Genomic DNA, 15,681 nt, shown 5'->3' with positions numbered 1-15,681 from the left:
CCCTTTTTGGCAGGTTTCGGGGTGACAAGGGCTTGCACTTTAGCGTGCGACAGCGGATAATTCCGGACACTCGACAATACGCTTATTGCTCTTTCTATAGATTGAGGAGGCCCCTATGGCCATGGAATTCAAACGCAAGTTGCCAATCCCCATGGAGATCCGCGAGGAAATGCCGCTTTCTGCCGAGCTTACCGCCAAAAAGCAGGCATTTGACGCCGAGGTCGCCAAAGTCTTTACCGGCGAGGACGCACGCAAGGTGCTCATCATCGGCCCGTGCTCTGCCGACCGCGAGGATTCGGTACTTGAGTACATGAACCGACTGGCCAAGACCGCCGAGGAGGTCAAGGACAAGCTCATCATCATTCCGCGCGTCTACACCAATAAGCCGCGCACCAAGGGCACCGGCTACAAGGGCCTTCTGCACAACCCCAACCCCGAGGCTCCCGACGACCTGCTCGAGGGCGTCAAGGCCATCCGCCATATGCACCTGCGTGTTATTGAGGAAACGGGCTTCTTCACCGCCGACGAGATGCTCTATCCGTCCAACTACCAGTACCTCGTTGACCTGCTGAGCTATGTTGCCGTGGGCGCACGCTCGGTCGAGAACCAGGAGCATCGTCTGGTGTCGAGCGGCATTTCGGTACCCGTCGGCATGAAGAATCCCACTGCTGGCTCTACCACCGTTATGCTCAACTCCATTTACGCCGCGCAGGCGCACCAGAGCTTCATCTTCCGCAACTGGGAGGTCGAGTGCGACGGCAATCCGCTCGCGCACGCCGTTATGCGTGGCTACATCGGTCTCGACGGTCGTACCTACCCCAACTACCACTACGAGCACCTGGAGCGCCTGGCCGAGCGCTACACCGAGCACGCCGGCTATGCCAATCCGGCAGCGGTCATCGACTGCAACCACGACAACTCGGGTAAGCGCCCGCTGGAGCAGTATCGCATTTGCAAGGAGGTGCTCGACAGCTGCCGCCGCAACGAGTCCATCTCTAAGCTGGTCAAGGGCTTTATGATCGAGTCCTACCTGGAAGACGGCAACCAGCCGGTCGACGGCGGCGTCTTTGGCAAGTCGATCACCGACCCGTGTCTGGGCTGGGAAAAGACCGACTACCTCATCCACGAGATCGCGGAACGTATTTAGTTACGCGGTTTTACCAAACCGCGTAACGGCTCGACGCTGCAAGCGCCCCTAGGCGGCAATCTGACGTTCAATCGTCGGTCGCGTACCGAAGTACGCTTCCCTCCTCTTTCACGTCACCTTGCTCGCTTAGGGGCGCTTTCGCTGACTTATGCTCAACCTGCGATTGCTTTGCTTTAGGTCACCTATTCGCTGTAGCGGGTGGCGATGGTGGCTCGTACCATGCCGGTGCTCATGAGGTAGGTCACCAGGAAGTAGCCGCCGTAGGCTGCCAGGAAGATCGCGCAGGTGAGACCCACCGTGCCGCCGATGCTCATGTCGCCAAACGTACTCACCAGCTCGATAATCACCTTAAGTGCCACAAAGGAGTGCGCCAGGCCCACTGCCAGCGGGAACAGGAAGAACACCGCCTGCTGCGCCATCACCGAATGACGGATCTGGCGGTCATCGCAGCCAATCTGCGCCAGCACACGATAGCTGCGGCTGCCGTCGGCCACATTGGAGAGCTGCTGGATCGACAGTATCGCCGCGCACGCAACGACCAGTACAAAGCCAATGTAGATGGCCAGATAGCTAATCATGCCGTTCATTTGCGCTGCTTGCGTGTACATCTCGGAGCGTGTGATGAAGATTCCCCATGACCCTGGCTCCTTGCCGTCAACGAGCAGATTGTCGAGCAAAGTGTATTTAATGCTCTCGTCTGCCTCGGTCGTATCCATCCCCTGTTTGTAATTAACGAGCAGGCTACTGGAATACGGCTGCAGATTAAGTTGGGACAACAGCTCGTCGGCAACGACGACGGTACCCGGGTTACTGCCCATCGCCGAGTTGGCGATGGCCGCCGTGTCCTTGTCCGACTTATCGGTTGCGGGCTTGAGCTCATGCCCGCCCAAGGTGAGGGTATGGCCGCCGGCCATGTACTTGGTGTACAGGTCGCCCAGCTCACCGCCCATATCACACGTAAGCAGGTACTGGTCGCGGCCAATGCTCACCGGCTCCTCGCCCATCATCTGGCGCAGTTTGTTGTACTGGCTCGCCGGCGTCACAAACAGACCCATCGTATCGGCATTGCTACCCCCGAGCGCCTTGGGGAGCTTTTCGCCCATGGTCTTGCACATCTCACCCGCAGACACCGAAGGATTCGAACCGCCAAACGGGTAACTCAGATACGAATCGATCTGAACATGCTCACCGGCAACATCGGCGATATTGACCTTCTTGCCGGTCTCGTCGTTGTTGTCCGCCGACTTGCCCTTGCCGTGCCATGCGGAGTACAAATCGACCGTTGTATCGGCTAGCACCATGCGGTCGGCTTCAGACGGATTGACATATTCTTTGTAGTAGTCGAGCGTATCGGGCGTGTAATAGACATACGTCTGCGACATATCGGCCGGCGTATAGCGCTCCAGGTTTTCGTTCATCACATTGGCAATCGACATACCGCACGTCACCGAGGTGATGGCCAAAAACAGGAGCATCGCGATGACGCCCATCGAAAAGCACACCGTGTTGACCTTGGCCGCAAGCTGGCGCACGGTAAACATGTTGAGGCCGCGCCAATACACGCCGCGCAGGCTCTGCAGCAGCTTGATGAGCATGCCCGAGAGTCCCCAGAACAGGGCAAAGGTGCCCACGGTAACCATAGCGGTCGTAATACCAAACTGGTTCATGGCCTCTTGCAGCTTGCTGTCCGTCGCGGTTAGCGGGAACCCATCACGTAGCAGACGGTAATAGGCCACGCCCACAAGCACCGCACCCACGGCAAAGATGGCAATCGCGATCCAGGGGTTGCGTGTCTTGATGCTCTCGTTGCGACGCTCGGCACCCATAAGCTCGATGAGTTTGGTACGACGCACGGCGCGGAGGTTCAGCAGTAGCGTGAGCACAAACATCACGAGCATGCAGACAAGGGTCAGGTTGAACGCATGCACCGAGAAAAAGAAGTGGAAATTGGCGATCTGTGTCTTAAAGAGCGAGGCCGTAAAGAACGTCATGAGCTGGGAGAGTCCCACACCCAGCACAATGCCGGCGGCAAAGGCCACGACCGATACTATCACGGTCTCGAGCGCCATGATCGTGGCGACGCGCCCGCGCCCCATGCCGAGCACCTGGTACAGGCCAAACTCCTTCTTGCGGCGTTTCATGATGAAGTTATTGGCATACACCATCAAAAAGGCCATGACACCGGCCAAAAAGTACGTCAGGTCGCCGAGCATGCTGCCCATAACCTGCGCCAAGCCCTTTTCATCGATTCCGGCGATGTCGACCTGCATCGAGATGGTGTTGAAGGCATAGAAGACCGTGACGCCCAGGGTGAGCGTCAAAAGGTAGACGAGGTAGTCGCGGCCGGCGCGGCGGACGTTGCCCCAAGCGAGTTTACAGAGCATCGGAGCCCTCACCGCCCATCATGGCAACGACCTCCATAATGCGGTCGAAGAACTCTCGGCGGTCGGTGTCGCCGCGGCGCAGCTCGGTGAAGATCTTGCCGTCGCGGATAAACAGCACACGGCTCGTGTAGCTGGCGGCAAAGCTGTCGTGCGTGACCATGAGCACGGTGGCGCGCAGGCGGCGGTTAAGGGCATCCAGGCTCTCGAGCAGCAGACGGGCGCTCTTGGAATCGAGGGCGCCGGTGGGCTCGTCGGCCATGATCATGGTGGGGTCGGTGACGAGCGCGCGAGCTGCGGCAACGCGCTGCTGCTGGCCGCCGGACATCTGGTAGGGATACTTGTCGAGCACCTGACTGATGGACAGGCGCGCTGCCACATCCTGCACGCGGGTCGAGATCTCTGCCGAGTTTGTGCGGGCGATGGTGAGCGGCAGGGCGATGTTCTCGCGTGCCGTGAGCGTATCGAGCAGGTTGGAGTCCTGGAATATAAAGCCCAGCTCCTCGCGGCGGAACTGCGAAAGCTTAGCCTGCTTCATGCGTGTTACGTCCTGCCCGTTGATGCGGATCGTGCCACTTGTGGCGCTATCGATGGTCGACACGCAGTTGAGCAACGTCGACTTGCCCGAGCCCGAAGCGCCCATGATGCCCACAAATTCGCCGCGGTTGACGGTAAAGCTGACGTCGTTGAGCGCACGGGTCACGTTGCCCAGCGCTCCATATACCTTTTCGAGATGCGCGACCTCCAGTACCGGGGTCGCCATGTGCGTGGTTTGCATACCGAGTCCTTTCTTGCAATTAGTCTACGGCATCTATAGTCGCAAGAAGACGAGTCGGCTACCATCGATATGGCTTACGCTTGCCTTACCGTTGTGTAAGGTAGGGGTAGCTAGCCTGCCACGTGATGATATTGAGAGAGGACTCCTGTTGAAGACTGTTCATGTTGCCGCTGGGATCATTCGCAAAGAAGGATCCGATGAGCTGCTTGCCGTGCAGCGCGGCTACGGCGACATGCAGGGACTGTGGGAATTCCCGGGCGGCAAGCTCATGCGCGGCGAGACACCCGAAGACGCCGTGCGCCGCGAGCTCATGGAAGAGCTGCAGGTAAAAGTTACCAACCTGCGCGATTTCTATACCGTTGAGTATGACTACCCCGATTTTCATCTCTCCATGGAGTGCTACTACTGCTCGCTCGCCGATGAATCCGATGAGCCTCAGAAACATGACCGACAGCTCGATATCCGCTGGATTCCGCGCGCCTCGCTTGCCACGGTGGAATGGATGCCCGCCGACAAGGGGCTTATCGATGCCCTGATTGAGCTGAAGGAAGACCGACTCGAGACAAGCTCCGCCGATGACGCCGTGCCCAACACAGCCGACAAACCCGCCACCAAACCCAAGCGCGCACCTAAGCGCCGCAGCAAGAAGCGTCCCAAGCCCGGTCTGCTCGACGGCATCGATACCTCGGACCTCTCCGCTGACGAGCGCGAACTGGTCCGCCGTCGCGCCGCCATCAAAAAGTCCATGAAGGGCAACAAGCGCGCCAATACCAAGCCAGAGCTGCTCGTTCGCCAGCGCCTGCGCGCAGCGGGCCTCACCGGCTATCGCCTGGAATGGAAGGTTCCCGGCAAGCCCGACATCGCCTTTCCTGGGCGCAAGATTGCCATCTTCGTCAACGGCTGCTTTTGGCACCGCTGTCCCAAGTGCAACCCTAGCCAGCCCAAGCGCAACGTTGAGTTTTGGGAAGCATAATTCCGTCGCAACGTCGAGCGCGATCGCGCCGCCGTGGCAGCGCTCACTCAAATGGGCTGGACGCCCATAACCATCTGGGAATGCGAGCTCAAAAAAGACCGCATCGACACCACGATGGAAAAGGTCATCGAGCAGGTGCGCGCCGCAGAGCCGCAGCGCTAACAGCGAGCATTCACACGCTCCGCACGTCCGCGCCACATCCACGTCACAAACCTTAGAAAGCCCTTAAGCTCAAAACCTTTCAAGAGTGTTACTCGATGGCTTTGACCTGCGGTTTCATGGTTACATTAAACCTGATTAAGCCTTTCTTTAGCGCTTCTTTGCAACAGCCGCGGCATAATACTGCCAACGCACGGGACCTAGCAGCACACCCCGTGCGCAACCTTTTGGTGGACATCGAGGAGGCCGCATAAGCATGCATTCTTCCAATGACGCAGCACAGCAGCCATCCCTAAAACATGCAAACCTTTTCTCCTTCCCCCCGACACAGAGAGACGGCCTCCTCGACTCCCCCACCACAAAAACCAACCGGTCAACCAATCAGAGCCTCAACTTGCGAGCATCCTTCGAAAAGCTCCAAGCATCCCTAGACAAGGCGTTCCCCGAACAGGCAAGAGCAATCTAAGCCCATCGCGCTTTATACTGATGCCATGCGAAACATGGATCACATAGAATTGCACCGCGGAGGACGCGAGGAAGCGTTTCCCGAGACCGCCGAAGACTGGCCCTATATTGCCGAACGCGCAGAATTCGCTCGCTATCCGGGCAATTCCGTCCCCTGGCACTGGCATTCCGAAGTTGAGCTTTTCTACATGGAGCAGGGAGCGATTGACTATCGAACGCGCGCGGCTCATGAGCACGTACGCTTTGAGGAAGGGTCCGCCGGCTTTATCAACGGCGGCGTTTTGCACAGCACGCTGCAATCACCCAATTCGGCACCGGCCATTCAAATGTTGCATATCTTTCAGCCGTCGATGCTCGGCGATCCCGCGGGACGCCTTCAAAAGCGCTATATCAATCCCTTGCTGCAATGTCGAGGCGTCGATGTGCTCAAATGGTCGCCCACCAACCCCGACGATATGCCCTTTATCGATTTGCTAAAGAGTTCCTTTAACCACGACCTTCAACGGCCGCAGAACGAGATGGCGCTTCGGAATAGCTTGTCAGAGCTCTGGATTCAGATTTACGCCAAGGCCGAACCGCTCTTTTCCTCCGACAACGCCTCTTGGATGACCAGCCGCGACGTACAGTTCAAGGCAATCCTGGACTTTATCCGCGCAAACTATGCAGCCGCTGTAGATGTGCCCCAGATAGCATCTGCAGCCGGCGTAAGCGAAAGAGAGTGTTACCGCATTATCGAAGCTTGCGCAGGAACGACCCCGGCGGCATATCTGCGCGCATACCGCGTAAACCGTGCTTGCGAACTTTTGGCACACACCACGCGAACGGTCCAGACAGTCGCGCGCCAATGCGGCTTTGCGACAGCAAGCCATCTTGGCCAGGTATTTAAAGAACAAATGGGGTGCACTCCTTCGAGCTATCGAGCAGCGAGGCAGAATCTCGATAGCACCAGGCAGAAATCCCGCTAGCCCTTCTTCTGTCACTGCATCAAACTTGCAGGCAAACAACAGATAGGAGCAACCATATGAAGCACTTTGACCATATCGTGTTTGATGTTGATGGAACATTGGCAGATACAGAAGAAAGCGTTCTGTCATCGCTTGCCCAGATTGTCCAAGAAAAGACCGGCAAAACGCTCCCACGAAACGAGCTTGAATTTGCCCTCGGCATACCCGGCAAGAATGCCCTTGAGAAACTTGGAATCTACTCGCAAGCAACGTTGGATCGCTGGTGCCAAGTTGCCGCCAGCTTTAAAAGCACCATCAGCGTGTTTCCAGGTTTGCTTGAAGTCATCGCAAAACTCGCCGATAGCGGTTGCAATCTTGGCATTGTCTCCTCACGTGCGCGCGACGAATACGCAGAGGAAATAGCACCTCTTGGCTTCGATACGTATTTTGAGCACATCATCCTTGTCGAAGACACAACCGAACACAAACCCGCACCCGCACCCATGCTCGAATATCTCCGACGTACGGGCGCAAACCCCAACAGCGTCATCTACGTTGGCGACACCGTCTACGACGAACAATGCGCAACTTCAGCAGGGGTCAGTTTTGCCCGAGCAGCATGGGGATCACACCAAGACATCCCAAACGCCACCTACAACCTCAAAACCCCCAAAGACCTACTAACCCTAACAACCAAGTAACCCACGCGCCCCACCCTATCAGCCCAACGCCACAAGGGCGACGACCTCGAGAAGGTCAACTTGGGAGGGACGAGGGCTTAGCTCCCCAATCTTTCCGCAGGGGGCAAAAAGCCTCGCCTTATTTTTCCGACACTAACGCCACAAGGGCGATTGAGCAGGACGGTTTGGGCGGGTCCCGTACTTAGTTTCCAAAATCATTCCGCAGCGCGAAGGCTTCTTATTATTTTTCCGCCCTAACGCCACAAGGGCGACGACCTCGAGTAGGTCAACCTGGGAGGGACGAGGGCTTAGCTCCCCAATCTTTCCGCAGGGGGCAAAAAGCCTCGCCGCACGAAGTGCGCAGCGAGGCTTTTTGCATGCCCGAGGACGATTGGGGAACTAAGCCCTCGTCCCTCCCCGGGATATGTAGCGAGTCGGAGTACCCTTGCTGTTACTCTGCTTTGCCCACAGAGTTGAGGTTGGTCATGCGGATCTTAACCAGCTCGGTGATCTCGCGCATGCCCTCCTTGGCCGGCTTCTTGGGGTCGAAGCAGGCAGGGTTCTCGGCCATGTATGCCATGAAGCCCTTGGTGTAGGCCTGACGCAGCTCGGTAGCGTAGTTGACCTTGCAGATGCCGTTCTTCACAGCCTCGGCAACCTGCTCATCGGGCACGCCAGAGGTGCCGTGCAGGACCAGCGGCACGTCGACGGCGTCGCGGATGGCCTTGACCACGGACTGCTCGATGTGCGGATCGCTCGTGTACACGCCGTGGCTGGTGCCAACGCCAATGGCCAGCGACGTGCAGCCAGTGCGCTCGACGAACTCCTTGGCCTCGGCGGGATCGGTGTAGGGGCTCTCGCCCTCAACCGCGGGACCGTCGTCCTCCTTGCCGCCAACCTTACCAAGCTCAGCCTCGACGGGCACGCCCATGGCGCGGCCAGCATCGGCGACGGACTTGGTCAGGGCGATGTTGTCCTCGAAGGACTCGTGCGAACCGTCGATCATGACAGAGGTGTAGCCAGTGCGGAAAGCCTGCATGCAGCGGTCATAGCCATCGCCGTGATCGAGGTGCAGAGCGACGGGCACGGAAGCGCGCTCGGCGGCAGCCTTGACCATGCCGTAGAAGTAGTCCAGACCAGCGGTCTTGATGGTGCCCGGGGTGGTCTGCATGATGACGGGGGACTTGGTCTCCTCGGCAGCGGCCAGAACGGCCATAACAAACTCGAGGTTCTCGACGTTGAACGCGCCGACGGCGTAGTGGCCGGCCTGAGCGTCCTTGAGCATCTTTTCGGTGGTAACAAGTGCCATGAGCGTTTGCTCCTCTCCCTCGCCCGCATCTGGACATCGGGCGTAGTTGTTCACAAGGTGTTTTACCTTGCGTTTTACTGCGTTCATTGTATGAAATTCAGCGGCTTTGCACGTGCGAGATATTGAGCCCATGCAGGTCAATACCGTCGTTTTTGAAAAGTAAACGGAAGGAATATGAGCCGAGTGGACATGTTCGATATTGAATTTTGGGCGTTCAGCGTCTTTCTTTTATAGAAAAGATAAGTAATCGAAAGGTGTTTTCTTACTCAAAAAGAAAATGAACGAAAATAGAGTCAACACAATTCCTGCAAATTTAGCCGAGAATGGAGCAAGCATGGCCCAAGCCACCAACCGTGCCTTTGCCGACGAACGCCGTACCGCCATTTTGGAAATGCTCGATCATAATGCCTCGGTGCAGGTAGCAGAAATCGCCCAGACCTTTGGCGTGTCCTCCGTCACCGCCCGCGCCGACCTGGACGCGCTCGCCGAAGCAGGCAAGCTGCGCCGCACGCACGGCGGTGCCGTCTCGCTCCACAAACGCCTGACCGTCTCCACGCAGGATCGCCGCATCAACGTCAACGTCGCCGCCAAGCAGGCCATCGCGCAAAGCGCCATCGAGCTCGTCAATGACGGCGACACGTTGCTCGTCGACTCGGGCACCACGGCGCTCGAGTTCGTCCGGCTCCTCGATCAACGCAACGGCATCACCGTCATCACGGCCGACATTACCATTGCCGATTACATCGACGAGAGCATGCCCTCGGTCGATGTCGTCATGCTGGGCGGGGCGTTGCGCAAAGGCCATCGTTATTTGTACGGACCGCTCACTATGCAGGCGCTCCAAATGGTCCATGCCGATCTGGCCGTCATGTGCCCCGGCGCCTTTGTCTCCAGCTGCGGCTTTACGACCGACTTTCCCCAGATGGCCGAGACCAAAACGGCTATGATCGCCGCGGCCCATCAAAGCGTCGCCCTCATGGACGCCAGCAAGGTTAACGGACGCGGCATGTACCGCTTTGCCGAGCTGACCGATGTCGACACCATCGTGATGGACCGTGACCCCGATCATGCCGTCGCCACCTCAATCGCCAAGGCCACCGACAGCGCACGTCCAGCCCTCATCATCGCCGGCGCTTAAACAAAAACCACCACAAAGGTGCCTGCCCCCTTTGTGGTGGTTGTGATAGTTGAGCGCCAAAAGTGAACGTGTCGCTACTTGGAGAGCTCGTCGGCGAGGGCCTCGATCTGGGCGCGCGAGGCGTCGTTGAGCGAGCCCAGCACAGTCACCTTGTTCTGCGTCAGGGTGATGTCCTTCATGCCCTCGAGCTCCTTGGTCATAACCTTGGCAGCTGCGGGCGCCCAGGAACCGGACTCGACAAGCGCCACGGTGCGGTTCTGGTAGGCATGCTCGGCGAGCGTGTGGATAAAGGTGCTCATGCACGGGAAGATCTCGCCCTGATAGGTAATGGAGGCGAGCACCAGACGGTCGTAGCGGAACGCATCCTCAACGGCCTCGGCCATGTCGTCGCGAGCCAGGTCAAAGACGGAGACCTTCTGGCCGCGAGCCTCAAGCGCAGATGCGAGCTCCTCGACGGCAGCCTTCAGATGCCCGTACACGCTCGCATAGGCAATCGTGATACCCTCGTCCTCGGGCTGATAGCTCGACCAGGTGTTATAGGTATCGAGGTAATAGCCCAGATTCTCGGTCAGTACGGGGCCGTGGAGCGGGCAGATGATCTGGATGTCCAGGTCGGCGGCCTTCTTGAGCACGGCCTGCACGAACTTGCCGAACTTACCGACGATGCCAAAGTAGTAGCGGCGAGCCTCGCAAGCCCAGCCCTCGGGATCCTCGATGTCGTTGGCGCCAAACTTGCCAAAGCCGTCGGCACTAAAGAGCACCTTGTCGGTGGACTCGTAGGAGAAGATCACCTCAGGCCAGTGAACGTTGGGGGCGCCGATAAAGGTCAGGCTGTGGCCACCCAGGTCGAGCACGTCGCCCTCTTTGACGACCATCTTGCGCTCGGGGTAGTCGGTGCCAAAGTAGTTGACCATCATGCGGAAGGCGCCCATGCTAGCCACAATCTGGGCCTGGGGGTAGCGCTCCATAAAGGCGGCGATGCCGGCGGAGTGATCGGGCTCCATGTGATGGACGACCAGGTAGTCGGGCGTACGGCCGTCAAGCGCGGCCTCGAGGTTGCCGAGCCATTCGTCGACAAAGCCGGCGTCGACCGAATCGGCGACAGCGATTTTATCGCCCAAGATAACGTAGCTGTTGTATGCCATACCGTTCTCGGACACGTCGTACTGGCCCTCGAACAGGTCAATGTCGTGATCGTCGACACCGATGTAGCGGATATCCTTGGTGATCTCCATCAGGCAAAGCCTCCTAGATAGACAAAAGAACCCGTCTATCATAACACTCGCCTTCATAGCCACGGCTATCCGTCAGCATCCTTACCGATTGTAATTGAGGCGGAATATACTGCCGTTGACCTGCACAAACTATGCGCGCAGCATCGCTGTGCTATGTCGAATGATGAGCTGGCCGGGAATACGAATGGCAACGGTTTTGCCCGCCGTACCCGCCTCGGGAACCGCATGCTCGAATACCTCGCGTCCGCGCTGATGTAGATCGAATCGCACGGTCGTGAGCTCGTTGTGTGCCACAAAATCATCGAGTGAATCGTCGACGCCCACCACGCTCACGTCCTCGGGCACGCGCAGGCCGCTATCACGCAGCGCGGCAATCGCGCCATTTGCCATCTGATCGTTTGCCGCGTAAATCGCCGTCATACTGCGGTCATGCTCGGCCAGGTACCTGCCGGCTTCGTAACCGCTGTTGGCAGACCAGTCGCCCTCGAGCGGCTCAGCCGGCTCGATGTGTTTACGCTCGAGTGCATCCTGCCAACCGGCGCGACGAAATTGCTCGTCGACCGAGAACGACGGGCCGCCAATATAGCGAATTTGCTCGTGACCCAGCTCAAACAGGTGATCCATAAGCAAGAGCGAGCAGCCGTAATGATCGGAGTCGACCGTGGTCACCCGCGGGTGCGCGTACATGGTAACGATGACCGTGCCAATGCCCGGCAGTGGATCAAACGTCTCAAAATCGGGCGCCATGCGGCTCATGCCGATGATGATGCCGTCCACGGGCAGCGCTGCCATACGACGCGTTGCCTCGGCAAGCGAAAACTCCTCGGTCTTGGACATCTCGACCAGCGTGATAGCACAACCGCGCTCGCGGGCCGCACTGGCAATGCCGTCGATCATCGTCAGGTTACCGAACTTGGTGACGTCGTTAACGCACAGCCCGACCGAATGGTAGCGGCCGTCGCGCAGCGAGCGACCGGCATAGCTCGGACGGAAACCGAGCTCCTGCATGGCTGCCTGCACGCGCTGACGCGTCTGCTCATTCACATTGGGCAATCCGTTGGCAACGCGCGAAACCGTCTGCTGCGAAACACCGGCAGCGCGGGCAACGTCGGCCATGGAGACCGGACGCGTACCTGTATCGTTGGACGGGCACCTTGCCACAGGATCACCTTCACCCTTGCGAGATCTGAATAGTGTGAATGCCGGCCCGGGCAGGAGTTTAGCCCGCGCCGAGGCCCGCTATCGTCGGACGCATGTTAACGTACTCTACTTTTTCAATCCGCATCTCTTCTGCTTTATAAGTCCATACGGCAATACCGTTCACGGCTGAATTTCTACCGATTACCAGATTCTCAAAAAGTGACAAGAGTTGTGTTATGAGTACGTTAACATAGCCCGTAACGTGCGGCATCGTGAACACTTGGTTCATGCCGCTTCAAGTTGTTAACGTACTCATAACGGCGCAAAACTTACCCGTACGCGCCAAGGAAAGGACTCCGATGACCACCCCCGACGAAAAGACACTCGCCACGCTCACCAAGCTGTTTGAGGAGGAGTTTGGGCCCATCGGCGATCGCCAGGTGCTCTATGTGCACGCGCCCGGCCGTTCCGAAATCAGCGGCAACCACACCGACCACGAGGGCGGCCACGTCATCGCCGGCTCGCTCGATGTCGCCGTTGACGGCATTGCCGTAGCGACCGACACCAACAAGATTCGCGTCGCCGACGAGGGCTATCCCACGTTTGAGATCACGCTCGACACGCTGGGTATTCAAGAGTCCGAGAAGGGCACGTCTGCGAGCCTCGTCCGCGGCATGGCCCACGAAATCGCTGCTCTGGGCGTTGAGCCCCAGGGCTTCGACTTCGCCTTCACCTGCTCTGTCCCCTCGGGCGGCGGCCTTTCGAGCTCTGCTGCTGTCGAGGCGGCATACGGTCGCGCCATGGAGACGCTCTGGGGCGCACCCGCCATCGAGCCCGTCGCGCTCGCCCAGATGAGCCAGCGCACCGAGAACAACTACTATGGCAAGCCCTGCGGTCTGATGGACCAGGCCGCTGTGTGCCTGGGCGGCCTTTCCTACATGGACTTTGAGGACCAGGCTCAGCCTAAAACCCAGAAGCTCGAACTCAACTTTGAGGATCACGGCTATGCGCTCGTGCTCGTTAAGGTTGGTGCCGACCACGTGGCCGCCACCGACGATTACGCTGCCGTTCCGCGCGAGATGCAAGACGTCGCCGCCGAGTTTGGCAAGGCACGCCTGTGCGAGGTCGATGTTGCCGATTTTGACGCCAAGCTCCCCGAGCTGCGCGCCAAGCTGGGCGACCGTGCCTGCCTGCGCGCCGTTCACTACTGGTACGAGAACGGTCTGGTCGACAAGCGCTGGGCAGCTCTGAACGCCGGCGACATTGACCAGTTCCTAGTCCTGACGCGCGAGTCCGGCGCCAGCTCTGCCATGTACCTACAGAATGTCGTTGCCAAGCTGGGCTCCGAGCAGCCCTCGATGTATGCCCTGGCACTGGCCGAGCACGTACTCGACGGCCGTGGCGCCGTCCGTATCCACGGTGGCGGCTTTGGTGGCACCATCCAGGCCTTCGTGCCGCTCGACCTGGTCGACACCTTTATCACCAAGATGAACGGCTGGCTGGGCGAGGGCTCTGCCCGCCACTACGCAATTTCTGACAAGGGGGCTTACGCGGCATGGCTGTAATGACTGACGTGCGCGAGGCCGCGCAGAACCTGATCGAGTACGCTATCCACCGATCGATGATCGGCCAGGACGATCGCATCTGGGCGTATAACACCATTCTCGAGTGCATCGGTGCTACGGGCCCGGCGCTCGACATGGCCTGGGCGCTCCAGGTCGAGAAACTCTCGCTCTTGCACCCCGACACCCTGCCCAACTTTGACCTTGAAGGCACGCTTGCCGCGCTTTCCGAGGCCGCCGTTGCCAACGGTGCTGCCGAGGATACGGCATCGGGCCGCGATCGCATCGCCATGCGCATCATGGGTGTGCTGATGCCGAGGCCTTCGGTTGTAAACGAGGAATTCAACGGCCGTATGGGCGTCAACGAGCCCCGCGCCGCGACCGACTGGTTCTACGGTCTGTGCTGCGACGCCGGCTACGTGCGTCGTGCCGCCATCGCGCGCAATATCAAATGGAGCACCCCCACCAACTGGGGCGACCTGGAGATCACAATCAACCTGTCAAAGCCCGAAAAGGATCCGCGCGACATTGCCGCGGCCGGCGCCGCAAAGAACACGGGCGAGAAGTATCCCGCCTGTCAGCTCTGCATTGAAAACGAGGGCTACCCCGGACGCTCCGCCGCAGCCGACGGTGGCGCTCACCCCGCCCGCCAGAATCTGCGCGTTATCCCCATTAAGCTCGACGGCGAGCGCTGGGGCTTCCAATACAGCCCGTACGCGTACTTTAACGAGCACTGCATTGCCATGAGCTCCGAGCATCGTCCGATGCACGTCGACCGCAAGGGGCTGACCTGCCTGCTCGACTTTGTCGACCTGTTCCCGCACTACTTTATTGGCTCCAACGCCGACCTGCCCATCGTGGGCGGCTCGATTCTGTCGCACGACCACTTCCAGGGCGGCGCGCACGAGTTCCCCATGATGCACGCCGCCGAGGTCTCGCAGTTTAGCATGCCCGGCTTTGACCAGGTCAGCGGTACCGTGTTGCAGTGGCCGCTTTCGGTGCTGCGACTGCGCTCGCACGACCGCGCCCAGCTGCTCGACGCCACCGAGAAGATTATCCTCGCCTGGCGCGAGTGGACCGATGAGTCGGTTGGCATCGTCGCGCACACAGCCGACGGCGTGGCCCACAACACCGTGACGCCCGTCATTCGCCGCGTGGACTCCCGCGGCAACGCCGGCGGCGAGATTTACGAGGCCTACCTGGCGCTTCGCTGCAATATCACGACCGACGAGCACCCGCTAGGCGTTTTCCACCCACATGCCGAGTACCACCACATTAAGAAGGAGAACATCGGCCTGATCGAAGTCATGGGCCTTGCCATTCTGCCGCCGCGCCTGGTTCCCGAGCTTGGCGCTGTCCGTGAGCATCTGCTGGCAGCCAAGGTCGATGCCAGCTACGACCTTGCCGGTGCGCTCGAGGGCGATGATCTTTGCCGCAGCCACGCCGCATGGGCTGAGGACGTCTTTGCCCGCCGCGCCGACGAGCTTACGGCCGACAACGCCATCGATATCCTGCACGAGGAGGTCGGCGTGGTGTTTGGCCACGTGCTCGACAACGCCGGCGTCTTTAAGTGGGACGAGGCAGGACGTGCCGCCCAGCAGCGCTTTATCGACTCGCTGTAGAGCACAGACCCGGACGCTCAACGGCAGCCCCCACGACATAGCCACCTACACGACAACGGCGCCCGCCGGCAACATCGCCGGCGGGCGCCGTTTTCTGATGCAAGGGTAGCTAATTTGCACCAAAACAAGGAGTGTTCCAAACTGCCGG

At 59.2% G+C, this 15,681-nt stretch carries 13 protein-coding genes; 8 read left to right on the top strand and 5 right to left on the bottom strand.

What is annotated here, in order from left to right:
- The first annotated feature begins 115 nt into the window (after positions 1-115).
- The gene (locus OIL77_06350; protein HJI45023.1) at positions 116-1,147 is read left to right on the top strand and encodes a 3-deoxy-7-phosphoheptulonate synthase; all 1,032 of its coding nucleotides are present in this window, start codon (positions 116-118) and stop codon (positions 1,145-1,147) included.
- Positions 1,148-1,329: 182 nt separating this feature from the next.
- Here the strand turns inward: OIL77_06350 and OIL77_06345 are convergent, their stop codons facing one another.
- On the bottom strand, positions 1,330-3,531 hold the full coding sequence (locus OIL77_06345; GenBank protein ID HJI45022.1) for an ABC transporter permease: 2,202 nt from the start codon (positions 3,529-3,531) through the stop codon (positions 1,330-1,332).
- Entirely contained in the window at positions 3,521-4,291 is a 771-nt protein-coding gene (locus tag OIL77_06340) for an ABC transporter ATP-binding protein (GenBank protein ID HJI45021.1), read from the bottom strand. Before OIL77_06340 ends, OIL77_06345 begins: the two co-directional genes overlap by 11 nt.
- Positions 4,292-4,454: 163 nt before the next feature.
- On the opposite strand from OIL77_06340, the gene OIL77_06335 reads away from it, so the two are divergent.
- The 4 genes from OIL77_06335 (at position 4,455) to OIL77_06320 (ending at position 7,548) form a co-directional block, all read left to right on the top strand.
- Complete coding sequence (locus tag OIL77_06335) at positions 4,455-5,279, top strand: NUDIX domain-containing protein (GenBank protein HJI45020.1); 825 nt, start codon at positions 4,455-4,457, stop codon at positions 5,277-5,279.
- Between the two features lie 33 nt (positions 5,280-5,312).
- The gene (locus tag OIL77_06330) at positions 5,313-5,441 is read left to right on the top strand and encodes a very short patch repair endonuclease (protein HJI45019.1); all 129 of its coding nucleotides are present in this window, start codon (positions 5,313-5,315) and stop codon (positions 5,439-5,441) included.
- 497 nt (positions 5,442-5,938) lie between these two features.
- A complete protein-coding gene (locus OIL77_06325; GenBank protein HJI45018.1) occupies positions 5,939-6,868 on the top strand; it encodes a helix-turn-helix domain-containing protein in 930 nt (309 codons plus the stop codon).
- A gap of 56 nt (positions 6,869-6,924) precedes the next feature.
- A complete protein-coding gene (locus OIL77_06320) occupies positions 6,925-7,548 on the top strand; it encodes an HAD family hydrolase (protein ID HJI45017.1) in 624 nt (207 codons plus the stop codon).
- A gap of 430 nt (positions 7,549-7,978) precedes the next feature.
- Here OIL77_06320 and OIL77_06315 read toward each other — a convergent pair whose 3' ends face one another.
- Positions 7,979-8,836, bottom strand: a complete 858-nt coding sequence (locus tag OIL77_06315; protein HJI45016.1) for a class II fructose-bisphosphate aldolase — start codon at positions 8,834-8,836, stop codon at positions 7,979-7,981.
- Between the two features lie 334 nt (positions 8,837-9,170).
- Between OIL77_06315 and OIL77_06310 the strand changes: the two genes are divergently transcribed.
- A complete protein-coding gene (locus OIL77_06310; GenBank protein ID HJI45015.1) occupies positions 9,171-9,974 on the top strand; it encodes a DeoR/GlpR family DNA-binding transcription regulator in 804 nt (267 codons plus the stop codon).
- A 74-nt stretch (positions 9,975-10,048) separates the two neighbouring features.
- On the opposite strand, the gene OIL77_06305 is transcribed toward OIL77_06310, so the two are convergent.
- The gene (locus tag OIL77_06305) at positions 10,049-11,209 is read right to left on the bottom strand and encodes an FprA family A-type flavoprotein (GenBank protein HJI45014.1); all 1,161 of its coding nucleotides are present in this window, start codon (positions 11,207-11,209) and stop codon (positions 10,049-10,051) included.
- Positions 11,210-11,338: 129 nt separating this feature from the next.
- Complete coding sequence (locus OIL77_06300; GenBank protein HJI45013.1) at positions 11,339-12,325, bottom strand: LacI family DNA-binding transcriptional regulator; 987 nt, start codon at positions 12,323-12,325, stop codon at positions 11,339-11,341.
- Between the two features lie 383 nt (positions 12,326-12,708).
- On the opposite strand from OIL77_06300, the gene OIL77_06295 reads away from it, so the two are divergent.
- Complete coding sequence (locus OIL77_06295) at positions 12,709-13,914, top strand: galactokinase (GenBank protein ID HJI45012.1); 1,206 nt, start codon at positions 12,709-12,711, stop codon at positions 13,912-13,914.
- Entirely contained in the window at positions 13,905-15,533 is a 1,629-nt protein-coding gene (locus OIL77_06290; protein HJI45011.1) for a UDP-glucose--hexose-1-phosphate uridylyltransferase, read from the top strand. The genes OIL77_06295 and OIL77_06290 overlap by 10 nt, the downstream gene beginning before the upstream one ends.
- Positions 15,534-15,681 lie beyond the last annotated feature (148 nt).

This window comes from Coriobacteriaceae bacterium, assembly GCA_025993015.1.
GTDB lineage: Bacteria > Actinomycetota > Coriobacteriia > Coriobacteriales > Coriobacteriaceae > Collinsella.
Note: the sequence above shows the minus strand (reverse complement) of the source record. Positions and strands in the feature narration are given on the sequence as shown.

Bases quoted from the DNA above. Each gene is read 5' to 3' on its own strand.
- OIL77_06345 (HJI45022.1), bottom strand. From the start codon at position 3,531: ATGCTCTGTAAACTCGCTTGGGGCAACGTCCGCCGCGCCGGCCGCGAC.
- OIL77_06350 (HJI45023.1), top strand. From the start codon at position 116: ATGGCCATGGAATTCAAACGCAAGTTGCCAATCCCCATGGAGATCCGC.
- OIL77_06300 (HJI45013.1), bottom strand. From the start codon at position 12,325: ATGGCCGACGTTGCCCGCGCTGCCGGTGTTTCGCAGCAGACGGTTTCG.
- OIL77_06315 (HJI45016.1), bottom strand. From the start codon at position 8,836: ATGGCACTTGTTACCACCGAAAAGATGCTCAAGGACGCTCAGGCCGGC.
- OIL77_06295 (HJI45012.1), top strand. From the start codon at position 12,709: ATGACCACCCCCGACGAAAAGACACTCGCCACGCTCACCAAGCTGTTT.
- OIL77_06290 (HJI45011.1), top strand. From the start codon at position 13,905: ATGGCTGTAATGACTGACGTGCGCGAGGCCGCGCAGAACCTGATCGAG.
- OIL77_06310 (HJI45015.1), top strand. From the start codon at position 9,171: ATGGCCCAAGCCACCAACCGTGCCTTTGCCGACGAACGCCGTACCGCC.
- OIL77_06305 (HJI45014.1), bottom strand. From the start codon at position 11,209: ATGGAGATCACCAAGGATATCCGCTACATCGGTGTCGACGATCACGAC.
- OIL77_06325 (HJI45018.1), top strand. From the start codon at position 5,939: ATGGATCACATAGAATTGCACCGCGGAGGACGCGAGGAAGCGTTTCCC.
- OIL77_06340 (HJI45021.1), bottom strand. From the start codon at position 4,291: ATGGCGACCCCGGTACTGGAGGTCGCGCATCTCGAAAAGGTATATGGA.
- OIL77_06320 (HJI45017.1), top strand. From the start codon at position 6,925: ATGAAGCACTTTGACCATATCGTGTTTGATGTTGATGGAACATTGGCA.